This window comes from Candidatus Phyllobacterium onerii (genome assembly GCF_028331445.1).
Classification (GTDB): Bacteria; Pseudomonadota; Alphaproteobacteria; order Rhizobiales; family Rhizobiaceae; genus Phyllobacterium; species Phyllobacterium onerii.
This window is the reverse complement of record NZ_JAQMHX010000004.1, coordinates 238,210-260,542: the sequence shown is the minus strand read 5'-3', so window position 1 is coordinate 260,542 and position 22,333 is coordinate 238,210. Positions and strand designations below refer to the sequence as shown.

Genomic DNA, 22,333 nt, shown 5'->3' with positions numbered 1-22,333 from the left:
ATGATTACAAACCGCTCTAATATCCGTGAAGTGCGCGCTCCGCGCGGCGACAAGCTGAACACCAAATCCTGGATGACCGAAGCGCCGCTGCGCATGCTGATGAACAATCTTGATCCCGATGTTGCGGAAAATCCCAACGAGCTCGTGGTCTATGGCGGCATCGGCCGTGCCGCCCGCACATGGGACGATTTCGACAAGATCGTTTCCACCCTCAAAACCCTGAACGAGGATGAAACGCTGCTCGTCCAGTCAGGCAAACCGGTCGGTGTGTTCAAGACCCATGCCAACGCGCCGCGGGTGCTGATCGCCAATTCCAATCTCGTCCCGCATTGGGCAACCTGGGATCATTTCAACGAGCTCGATAAGAAAGGTCTTGCCATGTATGGCCAGATGACCGCCGGCTCGTGGATCTATATTGGAACGCAAGGCATCGTTCAGGGCACCTATGAAACCTTCGTCGAAGCTGGGCGCCAGCATTATGGCGGCAATCTGAAGGGCAAATGGATATTGACCGGCGGACTTGGCGGCATGGGCGGGGCACAGCCGCTGGCTGCCGTCATGGCCGGGGCCTGCTGTCTCGCCGTCGAGTGCAATCCGGACTCGATCGATTTCCGCCTGCGCACCCGGTACGTGGACGCCAAGGCCGAAACACTCGATGAAGCGCTGGAAATGATCGAGCGCTGGACCAAGGCGGGCGAAGCCAAATCGGTCGGTCTGCTCGGCAATGCCGCCGATATCCTGCCCGAGCTCGTCCGGCGCAATGTGCGCCCGGACATCGTCACCGATCAGACCTCGGCCCATGATCCGGTCAACGGCTATCTGCCGAAAGGCTGGACCATGGCCGAATGGCGCCAGAAGCGCGAGACCGATCCTAAAGCCGTCGAGAAAGCCGCGCGTGCTTCGATGCGCGAACATGTCGAAGCCATGATCGCCTTCTGGGAACGAGGTATCCCGACACTCGACTATGGCAACAACATACGTCAGGTCGCCAAGGATGAAGGACTGGAAAACGCCTTTGCCTTCCCCGGCTTCGTCCCCGCCTATATCCGTCCTCTGTTCTGCCGGGGCATCGGGCCGTTTCGCTGGGCGGCGTTGTCGGGCGATCCGGAAGACATTTACAAGACCGACGCCAAGGTGAAGGAACTGACGCCCGGCAACACGCATCTGCACAACTGGCTCGACATGGCGCGGGAACGCATCGCGTTTCAGGGTCTGCCGGCGCGCATATGCTGGGTCGGTCTCGGCGACCGCGACCGGCTCGGACTCGCTTTCAACGAGATGGTGCGCAGCGGCGAACTGAAAGCACCGATCGTCATCGGCCGCGATCATCTCGATTCAGGTTCGGTCGCCTCGCCGAACCGCGAAACGGAAGCCATGAAAGATGGCTCCGATGCGGTCTCCGACTGGCCGCTTTTGAATGCACTGCTCAACACCGCCTCCGGTGCAACCTGGGTCTCCCTGCATCATGGCGGCGGTGTCGGCATGGGCTTTTCCCAGCATTCCGGCATGGTCATTTGCTGTGACGGAACTGACGATGCGGCAGAACGCATCAAGCGCGTTCTCTGGAACGATCCGGCAACCGGCGTCATGCGCCACGCCGATGCGGGCTACGAGATCGCCATAGAATGCGCGAAGGAAAAGGGCCTCAACCTGCCGGGCATCCTCGGCTGATGCAAATACTCCGGGCCAGCGATCACCGGCAAATGCCGTGGAAGAATGGCGGCGGCGTCACCACCGAGATTGCCGTCGCTCCTCCACTCGCATCTGTCGCCGATTTCGACTGGCGCATCAGCATGGCGACTGTTGCTTCCGATGGACCATTTTCGCGGTTTGAGGGCATCGACCGCACGCTGGCCGTGGTTAGCGGCGAAGGACTGCACCTTGCCGTCGAGGGCACACCACTCGTTCGACTGACCCCTGCGAGTAAGCCTTATCCATTCCCGGGAGACGCGACTGCATCCGCAAAATTGATCGCTGGACCCATCACAGATTTCAATGCCATGACACGGCGCGGGCGCTGGACTCACAGCGTCGACAATCTGTCCATCGATGGGACACAGCTTCTGCCCGTCACTGCGGATGCCTGCATCATCTTCTGCCGCAGTGGCCAGATCACTCTTGGTGAGTCGTCAGTGCTTGACGCGCATGATGCTGCGTTGATCGATGCTTCCGCAGATACGCCAGAGATTTCCATTGGCGGATCGGGAGAGGCCATCATCGTTCGCCTGTCGCAAACTCTATCGGCCGAATAAGAGGTCGCTTTGGATCAATTGGAAAAACCCATCACCGATACGCCGAAGGGCCAACTCTCCGCCCGTATCCGCCATGACATCGAACAGCGGATCCTGCTCGGCGAATGGGCGCCCGGTTTTCGCATTCCGATGGAACGCGAATTAATGGAAACCTACGGTTGTGCGCGGATGACGGTGAACAAGGCTCTGTCGGCGCTTGCCGCTTCCGGGCTCATCGAGCGCCGCCGCAAGGCGGGAAGCTTCGTTTCGCAGCCGCTATCCCAATCGGCCGTCATCGAAATTCCCGACGTGCGTGCCGAGGTCGAGGCCATCGGGCAGGTCTACAGACTTGAGGTGATCTCACGGCAGCAGCGCCGCTCGACACGGGACGATATGGAACGCCTCAATGTGCAAACGCCGCGTCAGGTTCTGGCGATTTACTGCCGTCACTTTGCCGGCCGGCGCGTCCATGCTTTCGAGGACCGACTGATCGATCTTGTCAGCGTGCCGGAAGCCGCCAATATCTCCTTTGCCGACGAACCTCCGGGAACTTGGCTGCGCGGTCATGTGCCCTGGTCGGAAGCCGAAAACCGGATCAGCGCGTTCAACGCAGATTCCGTGCTTGCCTCTCGTCTCGAGGTGCCGGAAGGCTCGGCCTGTTTGCAGGTCGAACGATCGACATGGCGGGGCAAACGGCCGATCACCGCCGTTCGGATGTTTTACCCGGGTGAAACCTACCGGCTGGTCGCCCATTTCAGTCCCAAGGGTGACATGCCGCGCCGCGATTCTGCGTAAATCTGAATTTGGAATCATGCTGATCGGAACCGAAACATTCTTTGCGCAAGAATAGGCAAAACTCATGCAAGAGTTGCCTAAACTGGTGCAAGAATCATCGAATCTGGCGCAAGATTTTCCACCATCGCGGGAAATTTGGGTGTGCTCAGTTGCATTCCTCTTTGCCGCATGGATTTTCAGGTCTGGCTCCTGTATTTAGACTGCGAAGTGAAAATGAGGCGGTAATGCGCAATATTCGGAACGACGGGCGATTGGTGGTGCGCATGCTTTGCGCATTGGCGCTCGTATTCGTTGCCTTCGCGCACCAGCCCATTTCAGCCTCTCCAGCCAGTGATATCGACCTTGCCGCCTATACTTTGCCGGACGGCTCAGTACCCGTTCTCTGCCTCGACAACAAGGTGGATCAAGGTTCACACAAGAGCGCCTGGCACGGCAATGGCTGCGAGGCCTGCCGCCTCTCGGCATCCGTCGTTCTGCCGGTTCCGCCCATGGCGTCCGGCTTGAAAAACGAGCCGGTTCAATCACTTACGATGAAGCGAGAGGCGGTCCGGATCGCGCGCAGCCTCTTTCCGCCGTCGGCTCCGCCGCAAGCTCCTCCCCTCGTCTGACATAAAATGCGCCCTCGATGGCGCGTCGCGGCGGCCCGCTCCGGCGGTGCCGTCACCCTTGCTGTCAGACGACAGGAACACATATGACCGTCTCAAGCATGGCTTCCGGGAAGCCTTATTATCTCAGCCTTTCACTCTACCGCGCCATCTGGCGCTGGCACTTTTTCGCCGGCCTTCTGGTCATCCCTTTCATGCTCAATCTCGCCGTTACCGGCAGCCTCTATTTGTTCAAGGACGAAATCGACAATACCGTCTTCGCCTACCGCAACGTGGTTCAGCCGCGCAGCGAATCGCTCGCCCCTTCGCTCCTGACCGACAACGCGAAAGCGGCTGTGCCGGGATCAAAAGTGCTGCGATATCAATCGCCTGGCACTCCAACTCAGTCGGCAAAAGTCACCGTCGGCACTCCCGGCGGGAACGTTCTGGTCTTCGTCGATCCCTACAGCGGCGCGGTCCTTGGCAGGGTCGGCGAAGAGGAAGAATTCAGCTGGGTGGTCAAGAAGATCCACAGCCTTGAATATTTTGGCCTTGCCTTCAACCGCATTGTGGAAGCTGTAGGCGGACTTGCGTTAGTCCTTGTAACTACAGGCTTTTATCTATGGTGGCCGCGCAAGCAGACCGGCGGTGTCATCACTGTGCGCGGGACTCCGGATAGACGCGTGTTCTGGCGGGATCTGCATGCGGTCACCGGCGCAGGTGCCGGCGCATTGATCTTCTTCCTTGCGATATCTGGTATGCCGTGGTCGGGCTATTGGGGTGACAAGCTGAACACGACGTTGGCCGGCTATGGACTTGGCTATCCCGTTCAGCTCTGGGACAACGTGCCGGTTTCAAAACTTCAGACAAAACGAGTACTTGGCAATTCCGGATGGACTGTCGAGAACGCACCGGTACCCGTGTCGACGCCAGGCGGGACGCCCGTCGGCCTTGACCGGATTGTTGCCTCCGCGGCGGCAGCGGGCATGACACCGGGCTTTGAAATTTCCCTGCCTGCCAGCAAGAAGGGGGTTTATACCGCAGCCGTTTTCCCCGACGATATCGCAAAACAGCGGACAATCCACTTCGACCAGTATAGCGCTAACCCATTGGTGGATTTGAAGTTTTCCGATTATGGAGCTGGAGCCAAGGCAATTGAATTTGGGATCGGCGTGCACCAGGGCCAATATTGGGGCCTCGCCAACCAACTCGCCATGCTAGCGACATGCCTTGCGATCATCCTCGCCTCGGTCTCTGCGGTGGTGATGTGGTGGAAGCGGCGTCCTTCAGGACGGCTCGGCGTGCCACCGATGCCGCAGCAGAAAAGTGTCTTTGCAGTATTTACCTTGGTTATACTGGTATTCGGCATCGCCTTTCCGCTGACCGGGTTCGCAATTCTCGGCATGCTGATCCTCGACCAGTTGATCACGCGCATCCCTTCGCCTTTGCAACGTGTATTCTCATAAAAATATGGATAGGAGACGCCTCATGAAATCTTTTTCCAGAATTGCCGCCGTCGCGCTGGTATTTGCGGCAATCTCGTCTGCTCAGGCGCACGATCATTCCAAGATGATGCAGGGTGCCACCATGAGCGAAGACAACTCGATGGACCCCGTAAAAGCTGGGGATCTGACCTTGAGCGGCGCCTTTACCCGCGCCACCCTCCCCGGGGCGAAAGTCGGCGGCGGCTATATCAAGATTGAAAATCAATCGAACGCGCCAGACCAGCTCCTCGGTGGTTCGAGCCCTGTTGCTGCCCGGGTCGAGGTGCATGAAATGAAGATGGATGGCAACGTCATGCAAATGCGCAAGCTGAAGGACGGACTTGAGATTCCGGCTGGCGGCAGCGCCGAACTCTCTCCCGGCGGCGCACATTTGATGTTGATCAACCTTTCAGCACCCCTGAAAGAGGGTGATATGGTGCCTGTTACGCTTGATTTTGCCAAAGCCGGCAAGGTCGACGTCCAGTTCATGGTCGGGCCTGCGGGCGCAACAAGCATGGAGCACAATTGATGAATTTCCGTCTCTTGCGCTATGCATTATGGGCGCTGATCGCTGTATTGTGCGGCTTCTTGGTTTTCACTTACATCAACGCGCGAAATGGCGGCAATGCGCAGGCTGTGCAGCTCGGCGTTCCGTTCAATCTTGTCGACCAGAACAACGCTCCGATCACGGACGCGGCCTTCACGGGCCATCCAACAGCACTGTTCTTTGGTTTCACCCATTGCCCCGAGGTATGTCCGACAACCCTCTTCGAAATGGCCGGATGGCTGAAGACACTTGGCGATGAGGGCAAAGACCTGCGCGTCTTCTTCATTTCCGTCGATCCGGAGCGCGACACTCCGGACGTCATGAAGGGTTATACATCGGCCTTCACCGACCGGATCACCGGCATCACTGGCAATCCGCAGGAAGTCGAGAAGCTCCTCAAGGGCTGGAAGATTTATGCAAAGAAGGTGCCAACTGAAAACGGCGACTACACCATGGACCATACCGCGTCGGTGATGCTGCTTGATCGCGACGGGCGGTTAAAAAGCACGATCGACTACAAGGAAAGCCCTGACATTGCGTTGAAAAAGCTTCGGCTGCTGATCGCCGGATAAAACATGCATCTGTCATCTCTTCCGGCCCCCGGTCCGGAAGAGAACTATGCTCTTCGCGGGCTAATCCGAACATTTGTATACTAAAAAACTCATAATTTACTAGAATTATTCTAACCTATTGATATTTTTATGGGTTTTAAAGATTTAGTGTTTGACATTGCGATTATCAGAAGCCTTTATGCGGAAAGTGCAAAAGCACATCCCTTTGATGTCTGGGCCTTGAACCCTTTCGATTGGAGGACCCTATGATAGGTCTTTTTCTGCCACGCCTGCGCGTGGTTTCCCTGCTGAACCATCAGCAACTGTCTCCTGTCTTTGGCCGTAGCCTAAGGCAGCCGGTCATCCGCGGTTACCGCAATGGTCCCTTCGCCCTGATCCGCAATAACGAACAGGAAGGGAGCGGCGATGTATCCACGCATATCTGAAGCCGGCAACAATGCAGGTTGCTATTTCGATCGCACACCGGAAAAGCTCGTGCTCGAAGGCTACCGGCGTTGGACGGCAGGTTTCGAAACGGGCTCCGTCATCGCGTGGGAAATGGCTTTTGGGCTCTATTGCGAGCTTCTCGGCACGCGCAACGGCAACCGCGCCCTATCCGAACTGTCGTTCTTCATCCGGACGCTGCGCCACTGCGCATTATGCCCGCTCAAGACTTTTCCATTTGGCTCGCACCATGTCTGCCGGGAGGAATGCATGACTTTGGGGCTTATCGCGGGGATACAAAATTGCGACATGGTTGCGGCACGAACCTGCCTCAATGCCATGGCATGTCCCTCGCGCCATGAGGAAGTGGAGAACGCAGCGATCGGTTTTGCCGAAACGCTGGCCGAGATGGATCAGATGCTCTTGCCGATCCCGAAATCCGCAATCGAGGACATTATTTCCCGCCCGTTGCGGGCGAACTTTCACTGAGGAGAGAAAGCGCATGATCATTACTTCACGTATGGAACGCCGCCTTTCCATAGCAGCCACCGCTTTGTTGACAGCGGCAATCTTCGTCATGCCGATCAAGACGCGCACCTTCAAAGATGCCCACAACAATCCCGCCAACTATACGCGGCTTGCTGACGCGACGCCGGTGAAAATGCTATTGGGCAAATAGACATTCGAGCGAGTCTACGCAGCTCGAGCGGCCGAAAAGACGCGGCTCGGTCGTGTCTTTTCGGGGCGGGACAATTATTCCAGCATGGTCGCATTTTCCAGAAAAGACCCAGCGACCTACTCAATCGGCCACAAACGGCCGTGCTACTTAAGTTTGAGAGAATCCTATGCTCACTCATTATAGACGACTGTTTCAGTAGACTATGCCGATCTGGTAGAATATTCTAATTTTTCACTGTAAAAGGAATTCTTTCTAACGCCCCTATTTGGAGACGCTCTGCTACGCTTCAGTTCTAATCATACGGAGGCAGGCATGAAACATTCCCGATTTTCCCTAGCACTGGCGGCTGTGTTGCTTGCAGCAACAGTCGCCATTCAGCCGATGTCTGCTGCCAACGCGGACACCACCCTTTTGAACGTGTCTTACGACCCGACACGCGAGCTTTACAAGGATTTCAATGCGGCGTTCGCCGCCAAGTGGAAAGCCGACACGGGCGAGACAGTGACCATCCAGGCATCTCACGGCGGCTCAGGTGCGCAGGCGCGTTCCGTCATTGATGGGCTGGACGCTGATGTCGTGACGCTGGCGCTTGAAAGCGATGTGAATGCCATCGTCAAGGCCAAGAAAATCAATCCCGACTGGATCAAGAAATTTCCGCACAACTCTGCGCCCTACACGTCGACCATTGTTTTTCTCGTGCGCAAGGGCAATCCGAAGGGCATCAAGGATTGGGGAGATCTCGTTAAAGATGGCGTCGAGGTGATCACGCCTAATCCTAAAACGTCCGGTGGCGCCCGCTGGAACTACCTTGCGGCCTGGGCTTGGGCCAACGCGCAGTACGGCGGCGATGAAGCCAAGATCAAGGAATATATTGGAAATTTGTTCCAGCACGTTCCCGTACTCGATTCCGGTGCACGCGGCGCGACCAATACATTCGCCCAGCGCGAACTCGGTGACGTATTGCTTGCCTGGGAAAATGAGGCCTACCTCGCATCAGCGGAATTCGGCGATGACAAATTCGATATCGTCGTTCCACCCAGCTCGATTCTCGCCCAACCATCGGTTGCCGTGGTGGATGCGAATGTCGATGCAAAAGGCACACGCAAGGCAGCCGAAGCCTATCTTGGATATCTTTATTCCAAGGAAGGCCAGACGATCGCAGCCAAGCACTTCTATCGTCCCTCCGAGCCTGAACTGGTACCGCCAGAGCTCATCAAAAAATTACCGGAGTTGAAACTGGTTACGATCGATGATCCAATCTTCGGTGGGTGGGCAAAGGCACAACCCTATCACTTCGGAGATGGCGGAACGTTTGACCAGATTTACAAGCCGAAACAGTAACAGCATGACATCCAACCTTGCGAACGCGGGTTGGCGGTTTAAGCAGCCGAGCGTTATTCCAGGATTTGGAATGACGCTCGGCTTCACTCTTGCCTACCTCGCACTCATTGTTCTCATTCCTCTAACTGGCCTTGTCTTGCGCTCGGCTTCATTGGGTTTTCCCGGATTTTGGCACGTAGCGACTGATCCACGGACCGTAAATGCGCTGAAAATCAGCTTTGGGACATCCCTTATTGCTGCTGTGATCAACGTCATCTTCGGTGTCATCGTTGCGTGGGTTCTGGTGCGCTACCGGTTTCCAGGCCGTCGAATTGTCGATGCCATAGTCGATCTGCCGTTTGCATTGCCGACGGCAGTTGCCGGCATTGCGCTGACGGCGCTTTATTCCAGAAATGGCTGGATAGGTCATTGGCTCGATCTGATCGGGATCAAGGTTGCTTTCACGCCGATCGGCATAACCATCGCCCTGATCTTTATCGGGCTGCCCTTTGTTGTTCGGACCGTTCAGCCAGTGATGGAAGAAATCCGCAAGGAGGTCGAAGAAGCTGCAGCGACACTCGGCGCCAATCGCTTCCAGACAATTACGCGGGTGCTCTTGCCGGGCTTGCAGCCGGCCATCCTGACCGGATTCGCGCTGGCATTTGCGAGGGCGGTAGGTGAGTACGGTTCTGTGATCTTTATCGCCGGGAACCTTCCTTATGTCTCAGAAATTGCACCGCTTTTGATCGTGATCCGACTGGAGGAATTTGATTATGCGGGTGCGACCGCGATTGCGACGATCATGCTGTTGATCTCATTTTTCATGCTTTTCGTCATCAATCTCATTCAGGCCTGGAGCCGGAGGAGGTATGGTTATGGCGCTTGAACCCGTTCAAGTCATAGACCCAACAGCCACGGCGCGGCACGCCACCACCGAGCGGCGCACGGCACGCTTTGTTCTGACCGGGATTGCCCTGGTTTTTCTTGCGCTGTTTCTTGTGCTTCCGCTCGTGTCGGTTTTTGTCGAAGCGTTTCGCAAGGGCCCGGCCGAATATTTCGCTGCATTTTCCGAACCTGATGCTCAGGCAGCCATTCGTCTGACACTGCTGGTAGCGTCCATCGCAGTACCGCTCAACGTTGTTTTCGGCGTTGTTGCAGCGTGGGCGATCGCCAAGTTCGAATTCAAGGGCAAGGCTTTTCTGACCACATTGATCGATCTCCCGTTCTCGGTATCGCCGGTTATTTCCGGCCTCGTATATGTGCTGTTGTTCAGTTCGCAATCCGCATTGGGTCCTTGGCTGAAATCCCATGGCATCGAGATCCTCTTTGCCGTGCCAGGAATCGTGCTGGCGACCATGTTCGTCACCTTTCCATTTGTCGCGAGGGAATTGATTCCGCTGATGCAGGAGCAAGGTACGACCGATGAAGAAGCCGCGTTATCGCTCGGGGCCAATGGCTGGCAGACGTTCTGGCATGTGACGCTTCCAAATATCAAATGGGGCTTGCTCTACGGCGTACTTTTATGCAACGCCCGGGCCATGGGAGAATTTGGCGCAGTGTCTGTCGTTTCAGGACATATCAGGGGCCTCACCAACACGATGCCGCTGCATGTCGAAATTCTTTACAATGAATATAATTTTGTCGCTGCTTTCGCAGTGGCTTCGCTCCTGGCGCTTCTTGCGCTGGTAACACTCGTTCTCAAGACTCTTCTGGAGCTGAGATACGGCGCGGAGTTACGTGCAGTTGGCGGACACTAAAGGGGAATAGAATTTATGGATGTTCGCGTAAGTGGTGTACGCAAGGAATTCGATCGGTTTCCAGCGCTGCACGACGTTTCACTTGATATCAATTCTGGCGAACTCATTGCGCTGCTCGGTCCGTCCGGATCTGGCAAGACTACCCTGTTGCGCCTGATCGCAGGGCTTGAAACTCCCACCGAGGGCAAGGTTTTCTTTGGCGACGAGGATGCTTCGCTGAAGTCCGTGCAGGAGAGGAACGTCGGTTTCGTCTTTCAACATTATGCTCTATTCCGCCATATGACAGTGATTGACAACGTCGGCTTCGGCCTGAAGGTACGTCCGGGTTCAAGTCGGCCCAGCAAGGACGAAATCCGTCGACGCTCGTCGGAACTTCTGGATTTCGTGCAGCTTTCCGGCCTTGAGAAACGCTATCCTGCGCAGCTCTCGGGCGGCCAGCGTCAACGCGTCGCGCTCGCCCGTGCCATGGCTATCGAACCACGAGTGTTGTTGCTGGACGAACCCTTTGGCGCGCTCGACGCGAAGGTCCGCAAGGAACTTCGCCGCTGGTTGCGTGAGATCCACGACAAGACCAAGCACACGACTGTTTTCGTAACGCACGATCAGGACGAGGCGCTGGAATTGGCGGACCGCGTTGTGGTCATGAGCCAAGGCAGGATAGAACAGATCGGTACCCCCGATGAGGTCTATGACCGCCCGAATTCACCGTTTGTCTACAGCTTCATCGGTGAGTCGAGTTCCATCGAAGTTCACGTCAAGAACGGCGAATTATGGCTCGATGGCCAAGCGCTGGGCATCTCCAGCGATCGACCTGACGGTGAAGCACGGCTATATTTCCGACCCCACGATGTCGACCTTATCGAGGACTCCAACGGCGGAATCGCCGGTACAGTCGTTGCAAGCCGCCGTGTCGGTGCTACGCGGCGCATTGAGCTGCGAATAGCTGGGGTAACCGATCATGTGGAGATCGAAATTCCAGCGGACCATCCGGCAACGGAAACAAGCCGCATCGCTTTTCGCCCCAAACATTGGCGCGTGTTCCCGAAGAGCTGATGCGACCCAACTGAGTGAAAGACCGGGATGGCCAAATCCCGGTCTTTTTTGTTACAGTTAGTGGCTGCACTGTTGTCGCGAAGCGTTGGGTTGTTCGGCTGCGACCCGCCGCTACAGCGGCTTTCCCCCTGTGCAGAAGCTTCAAAATTGCGTACAAAGGCTAATAGAAATCTGACTCATTTTCATCAAAACTGATCGCTAACGATAAAAGTGGTGATAGCTTAATTGCCATGACCTGATTAGACCCTAAACTGAACGTGGGACGATCGGCCCCTGATCGCCTTAGTGCTGCAATCCCGAAGATTCTTTCTTCCAAACTGAAATGAAAACAATGCCCGTATTGAGCTTTTTTCAAGCGTTTGCATCCCAGAAGAAGACTGTTGGTCAGATTTTTGCTGTCCAACCTAACCCTATACGGGCTCATTATAAATCAATCGACGATTTGAGGGACCTTGGGACCCGGGTAGCGAAGGGCGAAGACGTCCGATTGCCCGACTACGAGCCGATGGTTTTCGAGCAGCGAACAGTCGAAAACGCCAGGCTGATCCTGCATTCCTACCGTTCTTCCGATGCAGCAGCACGCAACGGCGAAACGATAACACCAGCGGCTCAGTGGCTTTTGGACAATTATTACCTGGTCGACCAGAACATACAGCAGGTCGAGCGCGACCTGCCCAAGAAATTCTTCAGACAGTTGCCGCCACTTGCGAGTCAGCCCAACATCCCACGGGTAATGGCGCTCGCCTGGCTTTACGTCGCGCATACGGACAGCCAGTTTTCGCTGAATAGCCTGAGCGCCATCGTTGAAGGCTTCCAGACCGTGGAACCTCTGCATATCGGCGAATTGTGGGCCCTTCCATCCGCCGTTCGCTTCATTCTAATCGAAAATGCCCGGCGTCTTTCGCTGCGCGTCGAGCGTGCCCGCCGCATGCGCGCCTATGCCAATAGCGTTGCCGACGAAATCACGCTGAACGCTGAGAAAGATACCCTCCCGCAGCTTCTGGCGCAGTATGCGCCAGCGGCCAAGGACAGCACTTTTGCCACCCACCTGCTCTACCGTTTGCGTGGCGGCACCGCTCATTCTGGAGCCGCGGTCGCGTGGCTCGAAGACGAGCTCGAAAAGAATGGCAGCGATTCCGAGGATGCCATCATTCAGGAACATACCCGCCAATCGACGGGTGGCGTGAGCATGGGCAATCTCATTCGCAGCCTGAAGGCGATCGATGACGTTGACTGGATTACCTGGTTTGAGACAGTCAGCGGTGTCGATGCCGTTCTGCGCGACAACTCCAATTTCGATGCGCTCGACTTTCATTCTCGCAATGCCTACCGCGTTGCTATCGAAAAGATTGCCCGCCGCTCAGGCAAGAGCGAACACGACATCACACAATCGGCTCTCGAGCTCGCACATAAAAGTGCTGAAGAGACCGCTGGCGCAGGCGGTGTTACCGAGCAGCGCAAACGCGATGTCGGCTATTATCTTGCCGGAGAAGGCCGTCCGGAACTTGAAGAGACATGTGGCTACAAGCCAACCGTGCTTATTCGCTGGGTACGTTTCTACCGGAGATTGGGTCTCGCCGGCTTGTGGGCGCCGGCTTCGTTCTTCTCAATCGCCATCCTCCTACTGATCAATTATTTCCTGCGCCGTGCCGGACTGTCTGACGGCATGACCTGGCTGTTCACTTTGCTGGCAGTGTTCCCCACGATGGAAACAGCCAACGGCTTCGTCAACTGGATCATACCGATGTTTATGCCGCCGACGCGGCTAATCGGCTTCGAGTACAAGAATGGCCTGCCTCCAGAGGCAAAAACCCTCGTTGCCGTGCCGACGCTGATTACCTCGCGTGACTCCGTCGATGAGCATATTCGCAATCTCGAAGTGCACTATCTCACTAATCCGCGTGGCGAGGTCTATTTCGCCCTTTTGACGGACTGGGCCGACAGCAAATTCGAACAGACCGACGATGATCTCGACATTTTCGACTATGCGCGTGAGAAAATCACCGCGCTCAACGAGCACTATACGCAAAACAATCCCCGCTTCTTCTTGTTGCATCGCAAGCGTCTGTTCAATGCGCAGGAGAACCGCTGGATGGGCTGGGAGCGCAAGCGCGGCAAATTGCACGAGCTCAATATGCTGTTGCGCGGCGACAAGGATACGACGTATTTCCCGTCGAACGAGGAAGTCCCGACCGACATCAAGTTTGTGATGACGCTCGACTCGGACACGCGCCTGACGCCGGACTCGGTCAATCGCCTGGCCGGCAAGCTTATTCACCCGCTCAATCGGCCCATCTACAGCGCCAAAGCAGGCCGTGTGGTCAGTGGCTATGCCATCTTGCAGCCTCGCGTCACCCCCTCGCTGACAACCGGCGATGATGCCTCGTTCCTGCAGCGCGTCTTCTCGGTCAATCGCGGCATCGATCCTTACGTTTTCGCAGTTTCCGACGTCTATCAGGACGTGCTGGGAGAAGGCACGTTCACCGGCAAGGGTCTTTATGACATCGATTTCTTTGAAGCTGCACTCGACGGAAAGATCGGCGAGAACGCAGTTCTGAGCCATGACCTGCTCGAAGGCGGCTATGCGCGTAGCGCGCTCGTAAGTGATGTCGAAGTGGTCGAGGATTACCCCACGGGCTACAATGTCGATATCTCGCGCCATCATCGCTGGACGCGTGGCGACTGGCAGCTCCTGCCTTATCTTTTCAGCACACGACCTGGCGTCACCGCGGTCACGCGCTGGAAGATGGTCGATAATCTTCGCCGTTCGCTTACGCCGATCTTCTGGATCCTGGCTTCCATTGCAGGTTGGACATTGCTGCCACCGGGACTTGCCACGCTGTGGCAGTGCTTCATGATTTTCAGCATGTTCATCGTGCCGACGATGATACTATTTACAAACCTGGTGCCGACAGACATGAACCTGTCGCTCAAGGGGCACTTCCAGGCGATTCTCACGGATATTTTTGCCGGGGCGGCAGACATTGCCCTGCGTATCACCTTCATTGCCAATATGGCCTGCTTGATGCTCGATGCGATCGTCCGCACGCTTTATCGTCTGTTCATTTCACGCAAACATCTGCTTGAGTGGCGCGCTGCAGCACAAGCAAAGACGAGTTCACCCGATACGCTGAGCTATTACCTGCAACTCATGTGGCCAGCAATAATTGTCGCGCTGATTGCCATTGGCCTTCCCTTGGCAGTTCAAAGCCGGGCTTGGTTCCTCGCCGTTCCTTTCGCATTGATCTGGCTGCTATCGCCAGTGATTGCATGGCTTGTCAGCCGCTCAGCCAAACCGCTCGATGATTTGAACGTGCGCTCATCCGACAAAGGTGAACTGCGGCGTTTCGCCCGCCGTACCTGGCACTACTACGATACATTCGTCACCAAAGAGCAGAACTTCATTCCACCGGACAATTTCCAGGAGGATCCGCATCCAGTTATTGCGACGCGGACGTCGCCTACCAATATTGGCATGTATTTGCTCTCGACCGTCGCAGCCCGGGACTTCGGCTGGATCAGTTTCAATGAGACACTGACGCGTATCGACCAGACCCTCGAAACCCTCGAGAAGATGGAGAAATACCGTGGCCACCTCTACAACTGGTACGAAACGACAACTCTTCGCCCACTACTTCCACTTTACGTTTCGGCAGTGGATAGCGGTAATTTGGCAGGCCATCTCGTCGCTTTGTCTTCGGCGCTGGAGAAATGGGCTGAGGCACCCTCAGTTTATCTACAGAGCGATCTCGACGGTGTTCTCGACGTCAGCGATATTCTTGAAGAAGCCATCAGTGACATTCCCGATGATCGCCGTGTTTTGAGGCCCTTGCGCCGTCGCCTTGAAGAACGCGTTTCCAATTTCCGCCGGGCAATCACGACGATCAAGGAGGAGCCTGAAACCGCATCGCTGCGCACAATCAACCTTGCTCTCTTCGCGGGCGATATCCAGCGCCTGACCGAAGAATTGCATGGCGAACTCGAAAGCCCGATCAGCGCCACCGCCAATGAGTGGGCGCTCCTGCTCGTCAAGACGTGTCAAGGACATACTGACGATGCAATCGGCAGTCACGAGAGCACAGACGTTCTGCGCGAACGCTTGGGTACCCTCGCCACACGAGCGCGGCAACTCGCTTTCGATACCGATTTCACCTTCCTGGAGCGCAAGGAACGACGCCTACTATCCATTGGCTTCCGTGTGGAAACCAACGAGCTCGATGCAAGTTGTTATGACCTTCTCGCCTCCGAAGCGCGTTTGGCCAGCCTCTTCGCCATTGCCAAAGGCGATATACCTGTTGATCACTGGTTCAAGCTCGGCCGTTTGCTGGTGCCGGTTGGCTGGCGCGGTGCGCTGGTCTCCTGGTCCGGGTCGATGTTCGAATACCTTATGCCGCCCCTGGTCATGATCGAACCGCTCGGGAGCATGTTGGATCAAACCAACAAGTTGATCGTGCAACGGCAGATCGAATATGGCGAGTCCAAGGGGTTGCCCTGGGGCATTTCTGAAGCGGCTTATAACGCTCGCGACCCGGAGATGAACTACCAGTATACCAATTTCGGCGTTCCGACACTCGGCCTCAAGCGCGGCCTTTCGAAGAATTACGTTGTAGCGCCGTATGCCAGCATCATGGCCAGCCAGTATCAACCGGCAGCCGCTGTCAAGAATCTGCAGCGTTTGCGCGCCATGGGCGCACTGGGACAGTATGGTTTTTACGACGCCGTGGACTTTACCAAGTCACGCGTCCGCGAAGATGAAGAATATGCCGTGGTCCGCAATTACATGGCTCACCATCATGGCATGTCGATTGTTGCCGTCAACAATGTTGTGTTCGAGGGTCGAATGCGTGAGCGTTTCCACGCGGATCCTGTGATCGAAGCAGCCGAGCTGCTTCTGCAGGAGAAAGCTCCACGCGAAATACCGGTTCTGCAAGCCAAAGCAGAGAACCCTATGCGCAAGGCGGTGGAGAGCTCGGAAGAAACGGCTTCTATCCGCTTCATCCAGAATCCATTGAGCGCGCCAAACGCAACGCAAATAATGTCGAATGGACATTATTCGGTCATGGTGACTGCCAATGGCGGCGGGTACAGCCGCTGGAATGGCCTTGCCATTACGCGTTTCCAACCCGATCCACTCGAAAGTGGCTATGGTACGTTCCTGTTCTTGCGGGATCTCGAAAATGGCGAATGGTGGTCAGCGACAGGCGATCCTGTGCGCGTTGCGGGCGAGAAGAGCACCACCATCTTTGCCGATTACAAGGCGGAATTCGTCAAGGAGATTGGCACGCTCCATACCACCGTAGAGACCATCGTTGCCTCGGATTCCGACGGCGAAGGCCGCCGTATCGTCATCACCAACACCGGCACCAAAGATCGCATCATTGAAGTCACGTCTTACGCCGAACTGGTATTGACGAACGAAGATACCGATACTGCTCACCCGGCGTTTGCCAAGATGTTCGTGGAGACCGAGATCGACAAGCGTGGCGATGCGATCTATGCCACGCGCCGCAAGCGGGGTAATGACGATCCGGATATCCATGTGGCCCACGTCGTAAGCGACAGTTCCGGTGCGATGCGTGAAATTCAGGCTGAAACCGACCGGCGCAACTTTATCGGACGCGGACGCTCTTTGCGGAATCCGGCTGCTTTCGACGAAGGCGCGACCCTCAGCGGCAGTCATGGTTTTGTGCTCGATCCCATTGCTTCGCTGCGTTGTCGTGTCCGCGTCCCCGCGCACAAGAAAGTAACACTGGTATTCTGGACTCTCGTACGCCCAAATCGTCAAGAGCTTGAAGAGGTGGTCTCCCGCTTCCGCCACCCGGATTGCTTTACCCGTGAATTTTCGCTGTCGTGGACGAGTTCGCAGGTTCGCCTCCACCACATCGGCATCAATCCGGACGAGGCAGCTGAATTCCAGCGCGTCGCAACCAGCCTGATCTATCCCGACAAGGCACTGCGCATGCCGTCCGAAAACATCGCAAGCGGGCTCGGCAGCCAATCCGAGCTCTGGCCCATGTCTATCTCCGGTGACTTCCCGATCCTTGCGCTGCGCATTGATGATGAAGCCGATATGGAAACGCTGAGGAACCTCTTGAAAGCGCACGAGTATTGGCGTGCGAAGGGTCTTGTTGTCGATGTTGTGGTCATCAACGAGCGTTCATTCTCCTACGCACAGGATTTCCAGCGCGGCTTGGAGGCGATCTGCGAAAATAGCCGTGCCCGCGGCGCTCAGCTTGGACCGCGTGTCCACATCTTCGCAGTCCGCAAGGATCAGATGAGCGACGCCAGTTACAACACGCTTCTAGCCGCAGCCCGTATTGTCATGCACGCGCAGAATGGTTCGCTTTCCGAGCAACTGAAACGCATGGAAGGTCTGAGTGCTGACCTGGTCCCCGTCACGGAAACGAGGGGTAAATCGATAATAACCGGTGACATTGAAAATAGCGATTTGAGGGGGATCGCGCCGGCACCGACACAACTCATGAACAAGCGCCGTCCCAAGATTTCGGCAGACGACCTTTCATTCTGGAACGGGTTTGGCGGCTTCGACATGAAAAACGGCGAATATGTCGTTCGTCTTGGTGGATTGGGCAGTACCCCACAGCCCTGGATCAATGTGATTTCCAACCCGAATTTTGGCTTTCACGTATCAGCCGAAGGCGCAGGTTTCACCTGGTCCGGCAACAGCCGCGACTATCAGCTGACACAGTGGTCGAATGATCCGGTCATCAACCGGTCCGGTGAGGCGATTTATGTGGTGGATACGGATAAGAACATCGCTTTCTCACCGACGGCATCGGTGCTCCGTGACCCCTCTGTCCAATATGAGACCCGGCATGGACAAGGTTATTCGACCTTTATTTCACGCCACGGCAATATAGGACTTGAACTTACACATACGATCGATCCTGACCGACCCGTTCGCCTATCGAGCCTCAAGATTACGAATAATGGCGGTACTGCCAAGCAACTTCGTGTTTACGGCTTTGTTGAATGGGTGCTGGGCAACGCCCGCGCAAAGACCGCACCGTTCATCGTGCCGTCGTGCGACGCTGAAACGGGCGTTCTGTTTGCCCGTAATCCATATGGCACGGACCGGCGTGAACGTGTGGCGTTCTATGCTGCCAGTGTAAAGCCGCAGTCCTATACAGCTGACCGTGCTGAGTTCTTCGGAGCGCTCGGTTCTGTTGATCGCCCAGATGCGGTGCTTCAGGCAAAGAGGCTGTCAAACCTGGTCGAAGCTGGCGGCGATCCCTGTGCTGCACTAGCAGTCGATATCAAAGTCGCCGCCGGTGAAACGCAGGAGCTGGTCTTCTATATGGGCGACGCCGGCAGCCGCGAGGAGGCCCGCGAGATTCTTGCAGGTCATAGCAAGCGGCCGTTCAAAGACACTCTCTCGTCTTCGAGAGCTATCTGGACAGACTTCCTCGATGGATTGCAGGTAGATACTCCGGACGATGCGTTCAACCTCATGGTGAACCGCTGGCTGCCTTATCAGAGCCTCGCCTGTCGTATCTGGGCACGTTCGGCTTTCTACCAGGCGAGCGGCGCCTTTGGCTTCCGCGACCAGCTGCAAGATACACTATCCATGTTGATCCTGGATCCATCGCTCGCACGTCACCAAATTCTCAACGTCTCGGCCCGCCAATTCAAGGAGGGCGACGTTCAACACTGGTGGTTGCCAACGACTGGCGCAGGCGTTCGCACGAAGATCTCCGACGATGTGGTCTGGCTCGGCTATGCCATTGCCCACTATACCTCGGTGACCGGCGACATGAGTATACTGGATGAGCAGGTCGCATTCATCGAAGGCCGGGCACTCGAGAACGGTGAGCATGACGCCTTTTACCAACCGACGATCTCCGACGAGAAAGTCAGCGTTTATGAGCATGCAGCCCGTGCACTTGACCTTGCCGTTGCCCGCACAGGCTCCCACGGCCTGCCGCTGATGCTGACGGGTGATTGGAACGACGGCATGAACCGTGTCGGTGAAGACGGCAAGGGCGAAAGCATATGGCTTGGCTGGTTCCTGATCAGCACTTTGCGCGATGTCTTGCCGATCGCAAGGCATTTCAAGGACAAGGAACGCATTCAGCGATGGGAGGCCCATATTGAAAGTCTGAAAGCCGCTCTCGAGAAGGACGGTTGGGATGGCGAATGGTATCGTCGCGGCTACTTTGACGATGGTGCTCCTCTTGGCTCGAAAAAGAGCGATGAGTGCAAGATAGACTCAATCGCGCAATCCTGGAGTGTCATATCCGGCTATGGCGATCCAGAACGCAGCAAGCGGGCGATGCACTCGGTCGCAACGCATCTCGTCGACGATGAAGTCGATATCATCAAGCTGTTCACCCCACCATTCAACAAAACGCGGCATGATCCAGGCTATATCAAGAGTTATCCTGTCGGCGTCCGCGAAAATGGCGGGCAATATACGCATGCCGCAACCTGGGCAGTTCTTGCCATGGCGAAGCTCGGCGACGCGGATGAAGCGTACCGCTGGTTCAAGAAGCTAAACCCCATCAACCATTCGCTGACAATGGACAAGGCCGAGTTTTATCGTGTGGAACCTTACGTAGTGGCTGCAGACGTTTATTCGGTAGACCCCATGCGCGGACGCGGCGGCTGGACTTGGTATACCGGATCCGCCGGCTGGCTCTACCGTGTGGCAACAGAAGGTATCCTCGGCATCAGTCGCCGAAATGACAGGCTGTTCGTCGATCCTGCGCTTCCATCGGAATGGAGCGGCTTCAATTTCGTTCTGCGCAATGGTGAAGCCCGCTATTCGATAGAAGTCAAATCGGCGTCAAAGGGCGCCGGTAAGATCACTGTCAACGGTAAGAAACTCACCAAAGCAGAAAATGGCATTCCATTGGAAACCACGGGTGAGCATAAAGTCATAATCGAAGTGCTCGCGTCATAACGCCAGCTTTCGCGTTGTCACACACCTGCCGCCTGTGACATTTCACGGGCGGCAGGTGTTGTTTCAGGCTGGAGGGCTCATTTCCAGTCGGATTACCAGTTGAGAATCTTTGCAACTGACGTCGATCTGGCGCATAGTCGGCGTTATGAAACATGCCCTGAATCAGAAGCCAGATTATGAAAAGGAACTGCGCAAGGCTGGTGTGCGTATCACCAGGCCTCGGCGGATTATCATCGACATTCTGACATCTACCGAAGATCACCCTGATGCGATGAAGATTTTCCATCGTGCCATAGAGATTGACGACAGCATTTCTCTTTCAACTGTCTATAGGACCATGAATCTGCTGGAAGAGATGGGTGCCATCCATCGCCATGCTTTCAATGGCGGACCATCGCGTTTCGAACAGGCCCACGGCGAGCACCATGATCATCTGATCGATATCGATACCGGTGCGGTAGTGGAATTCAAGTCAGACAAGATTGAAAAACTACAGGAAGAGATCGCCAAGTCGCTCGGCTATGATATCGTCCATCACCGACTGGAACTCTACGGGCGCAAGACCCGCCACTCCTCATAAAGCCGCTTAAAAGGCGGCTTTATGAGCCAAACCTCAGGCGGCGTTAGACGCTGGCTGCGATGTCAGCAGCTCGTAGATCAAGCCCGCATCGTGGGCGGTGCGCAGTTTTGCGATGCGCTCGGGATCACGCAGCATGCGCGCAATGCGGGATAGTGCTTTAAGATGATCAGCCCCGGCATTCTCCGGCGCCAAGAGCAGAAACACGATATCGACCGGCTGGTCGTCCAGTGCTTCGAAAGCGACGGGCGTTTCGAGCTGAGCGAAAACACCGGCAATTCGCTTCACGCTATTGATCTTCCCATGGGGAATGGCAATGCCGTCGCCAATACCAGTTGAGCCCAAGCGTTCACGCTGTATGATCGTGTCGAATACTTCTCGCTCGCTCAGGCCGGTCAAGGCGGCCGCCTTTTCCGACATGATCTGCAAGAGTTGCTTCTTGGAATTGACTTTCAATGCGGGCAGGACAGCGTCGGGCTGAATGAGATCACCCAGATCCATTATCTCTCTTCCTTCCAATTACCACCCGCATACTGACTGTACGCGGGCGGTAGTTCAAAACTCGCTATGAATCCGCTTCTTCACGTCGGAGCAACGTTTTCACCCGCCACTGTCGATGGATCGATCCAGCCAATATTTCCATCGGCGCGGCGATATACAATATTTACCTGCGTACTGCCAGCGTTTCGGAAAACAACGACGGGACTATCCTTCAAATCGAGTTCCACAACCGCAGAAGCCACACTCATGCTTCTGAGCGCCATCGATGTCTCCGCAACTATGGTTGGTGCGTAATCTTCCGGAATATCCTCATCATCATCCGGCACGGGCGCCATCACCGTGTAAGAAACATCATCGAAAACTCCATTTGAACCTGGAGCCTGATGCGACTTCAGGCGTCTTTTGTAGCGCCGGAGACGCTTGTCGACGCGTTCACCCGCAGCGTCAAATGCAAGTAATGGATCCTGCGCTTCGCCCGCCGCCTGCAGCACTGTACCGGTATCGAGGCGGACAAGACAGTCGGCAATAAATCGAGATCCCTGCTTTTCCACCGTGACATGACCGGTATATCCGCCATCGAAGTATTTGGAGACCATCTCCCCTATCCGCTCTTCAATACGAATGCGGAAAGCGTCACCAATGTCCATATGTTTCCCAGATACACGCAGACTCATGATACCTCACCTTCATTGCGATTTTTTCATTGCCCTAACCAATCTACACTGTTGTGGGGAGGCGAGCAAAGACATCCCGTACAACCCGTGCGAGCGTTTCATCGCGTTTTCAATTGCTGATTCTTCATTCAAAGGTGCGCTTTCACTTCAATTGTCGCAAATTACCGGCGCTTGTCTCCCTCACCAGACTTCTTCGGTCCGGTTCAATTACCC

Annotated in this window: 18 protein-coding genes; 16 read left to right on the top strand and 2 right to left on the bottom strand. The window is 55.8% G+C overall.

Annotated elements, in window-relative coordinates:
• From hutU to PHA01_RS11500, 16 genes are all read left to right on the top strand, one after another.
• Positions 1-1,671, top strand: a complete 1,671-nt coding sequence (gene hutU / locus PHA01_RS11575; protein ID WP_271895538.1) for a urocanate hydratase — start codon at positions 1-3, stop codon at positions 1,669-1,671.
• Complete coding sequence (locus tag PHA01_RS11570) at positions 1,671-2,252, top strand: HutD/Ves family protein (RefSeq protein WP_271895536.1); 582 nt, start codon at positions 1,671-1,673, stop codon at positions 2,250-2,252. Before hutU ends, PHA01_RS11570 begins: the two co-directional genes overlap by 1 nt.
• 9 nt (positions 2,253-2,261) lie before the next feature.
• Complete coding sequence (gene hutC, locus PHA01_RS11565; protein WP_417020952.1) at positions 2,262-3,026, top strand: histidine utilization repressor; 765 nt, start codon at positions 2,262-2,264, stop codon at positions 3,024-3,026.
• A gap of 224 nt (positions 3,027-3,250) precedes the next feature.
• Positions 3,251-3,634 carry a hypothetical protein gene (locus PHA01_RS11560; protein ID WP_271895534.1) on the top strand — a complete coding sequence of 128 codons (384 nt, stop codon included), beginning with the start codon at positions 3,251-3,253 and terminating at the stop codon, positions 3,632-3,634.
• An 83-nt stretch (positions 3,635-3,717) separates the two neighbouring features.
• Positions 3,718-5,076 (top strand): PepSY-associated TM helix domain-containing protein, encoded by a 1,359-nt coding sequence (locus PHA01_RS11555; RefSeq protein ID WP_271895532.1) that lies wholly within the window; start codon positions 3,718-3,720, stop codon positions 5,074-5,076.
• 22 nt (positions 5,077-5,098) lie between these two features.
• Positions 5,099-5,623, top strand: coding sequence for a copper chaperone PCu(A)C (locus tag PHA01_RS11550; RefSeq protein ID WP_271895530.1), 525 nt, complete (start codon positions 5,099-5,101; stop codon positions 5,621-5,623).
• Complete coding sequence (locus PHA01_RS11545) at positions 5,623-6,213, top strand: SCO family protein (protein WP_271895528.1); 591 nt, start codon at positions 5,623-5,625, stop codon at positions 6,211-6,213. The genes PHA01_RS11550 and PHA01_RS11545 overlap by 1 nt, the downstream gene beginning before the upstream one ends.
• Positions 6,214-6,458: 245 nt before the next feature.
• On the top strand, positions 6,459-6,638 hold the full coding sequence (locus tag PHA01_RS11540; protein ID WP_271895526.1) for a hypothetical protein: 180 nt from the start codon (positions 6,459-6,461) through the stop codon (positions 6,636-6,638).
• Positions 6,619-7,125, top strand: coding sequence for a hypothetical protein (locus PHA01_RS11535; RefSeq protein ID WP_271895524.1), 507 nt, complete (start codon positions 6,619-6,621; stop codon positions 7,123-7,125). The genes PHA01_RS11540 and PHA01_RS11535 overlap by 20 nt, the downstream gene beginning before the upstream one ends.
• A 13-nt stretch (positions 7,126-7,138) precedes the next feature.
• On the top strand, positions 7,139-7,315 hold the full coding sequence (locus tag PHA01_RS11530) for a hypothetical protein (RefSeq protein ID WP_271895522.1): 177 nt from the start codon (positions 7,139-7,141) through the stop codon (positions 7,313-7,315).
• A 312-nt stretch (positions 7,316-7,627) separates the two neighbouring features.
• Positions 7,628-8,656: a sulfate ABC transporter substrate-binding protein gene (locus tag PHA01_RS11525; protein WP_271895520.1), complete on the top strand. Its 1,029-nt coding sequence runs from the start codon at positions 7,628-7,630 to the stop codon at positions 8,654-8,656.
• 4 nt (positions 8,657-8,660) lie between these two features.
• On the top strand, positions 8,661-9,521 hold the full coding sequence (gene cysT, locus PHA01_RS11520; RefSeq protein WP_271895518.1) for a sulfate ABC transporter permease subunit CysT: 861 nt from the start codon (positions 8,661-8,663) through the stop codon (positions 9,519-9,521).
• Positions 9,511-10,392 (top strand): sulfate ABC transporter permease subunit CysW, encoded by an 882-nt coding sequence (gene cysW / locus PHA01_RS11515; protein ID WP_271895516.1) that lies wholly within the window; start codon positions 9,511-9,513, stop codon positions 10,390-10,392. Before cysT ends, cysW begins: the two co-directional genes overlap by 11 nt.
• Positions 10,393-10,407: 15 nt before the next feature.
• Positions 10,408-11,445, top strand: coding sequence for a sulfate/molybdate ABC transporter ATP-binding protein (locus PHA01_RS11510; RefSeq protein WP_271895514.1), 1,038 nt, complete (start codon positions 10,408-10,410; stop codon positions 11,443-11,445).
• A gap of 331 nt (positions 11,446-11,776) precedes the next feature.
• Positions 11,777-20,368: a glycoside hydrolase family 94 protein gene (locus tag PHA01_RS11505; protein ID WP_271895512.1), complete on the top strand. Its 8,592-nt coding sequence runs from the start codon at positions 11,777-11,779 to the stop codon at positions 20,366-20,368.
• A 145-nt stretch (positions 20,369-20,513) separates the two neighbouring features.
• On the top strand, positions 20,514-20,948 hold the full coding sequence (locus PHA01_RS11500; RefSeq protein WP_112525751.1) for a transcriptional repressor: 435 nt from the start codon (positions 20,514-20,516) through the stop codon (positions 20,946-20,948).
• Between the two features lie 33 nt (positions 20,949-20,981).
• Here the strand turns inward: PHA01_RS11500 and ptsN are convergent, their stop codons facing one another.
• Both ptsN and hpf read right to left on the bottom strand, forming a co-directional pair.
• Positions 20,982-21,446: a PTS IIA-like nitrogen regulatory protein PtsN gene (ptsN, locus tag PHA01_RS11495; RefSeq protein ID WP_112525519.1), complete on the bottom strand. Its 465-nt coding sequence runs from the start codon at positions 21,444-21,446 to the stop codon at positions 20,982-20,984.
• Between the two features lie 80 nt (positions 21,447-21,526).
• Positions 21,527-22,120: a ribosome hibernation-promoting factor, HPF/YfiA family gene (gene hpf / locus PHA01_RS11490; protein WP_112525521.1), complete on the bottom strand. Its 594-nt coding sequence runs from the start codon at positions 22,118-22,120 to the stop codon at positions 21,527-21,529.
• Positions 22,121-22,333: the final 213 nt, after the last annotated feature.

Excerpts from the sequence above, each read along its gene's own strand:
- PHA01_RS11550 (WP_271895530.1), top strand. The coding sequence starts at position 5,099 with ATGAAATCTTTTTCCAGAATTGCCGCCGTCGCGCTGGTATTTGCGGCA.
- PHA01_RS11555 (WP_271895532.1), top strand. The coding sequence starts at position 3,718 with ATGACCGTCTCAAGCATGGCTTCCGGGAAGCCTTATTATCTCAGCCTT.
- hpf (WP_112525521.1), bottom strand. The coding sequence starts at position 22,120 with ATGAGTCTGCGTGTATCTGGGAAACATATGGACATTGGTGACGCTTTC.
- PHA01_RS11530 (WP_271895522.1), top strand. The coding sequence starts at position 7,139 with ATGATCATTACTTCACGTATGGAACGCCGCCTTTCCATAGCAGCCACC.
- cysT (WP_271895518.1), top strand. The coding sequence starts at position 8,661 with ATGACATCCAACCTTGCGAACGCGGGTTGGCGGTTTAAGCAGCCGAGC.
- PHA01_RS11545 (WP_271895528.1), top strand. The coding sequence starts at position 5,623 with ATGAATTTCCGTCTCTTGCGCTATGCATTATGGGCGCTGATCGCTGTA.
- PHA01_RS11560 (WP_271895534.1), top strand. The coding sequence starts at position 3,251 with ATGCGCAATATTCGGAACGACGGGCGATTGGTGGTGCGCATGCTTTGC.
- PHA01_RS11500 (WP_112525751.1), top strand. The coding sequence starts at position 20,514 with ATGAAACATGCCCTGAATCAGAAGCCAGATTATGAAAAGGAACTGCGC.
- PHA01_RS11525 (WP_271895520.1), top strand. The coding sequence starts at position 7,628 with ATGAAACATTCCCGATTTTCCCTAGCACTGGCGGCTGTGTTGCTTGCA.
- PHA01_RS11540 (WP_271895526.1), top strand. The coding sequence starts at position 6,459 with ATGATAGGTCTTTTTCTGCCACGCCTGCGCGTGGTTTCCCTGCTGAAC.
- PHA01_RS11510 (WP_271895514.1), top strand. The coding sequence starts at position 10,408 with ATGGATGTTCGCGTAAGTGGTGTACGCAAGGAATTCGATCGGTTTCCA.
- hutU (WP_271895538.1), top strand. The coding sequence starts at position 1 with ATGATTACAAACCGCTCTAATATCCGTGAAGTGCGCGCTCCGCGCGGC.
- PHA01_RS11535 (WP_271895524.1), top strand. The coding sequence starts at position 6,619 with ATGTATCCACGCATATCTGAAGCCGGCAACAATGCAGGTTGCTATTTC.
- ptsN (WP_112525519.1), bottom strand. The coding sequence starts at position 21,446 with ATGGATCTGGGTGATCTCATTCAGCCCGACGCTGTCCTGCCCGCATTG.
- cysW (WP_271895516.1), top strand. The coding sequence starts at position 9,511 with ATGGCGCTTGAACCCGTTCAAGTCATAGACCCAACAGCCACGGCGCGG.
- PHA01_RS11570 (WP_271895536.1), top strand. The coding sequence starts at position 1,671 with ATGCAAATACTCCGGGCCAGCGATCACCGGCAAATGCCGTGGAAGAAT.
- PHA01_RS11505 (WP_271895512.1), top strand. The coding sequence starts at position 11,777 with ATGCCCGTATTGAGCTTTTTTCAAGCGTTTGCATCCCAGAAGAAGACT.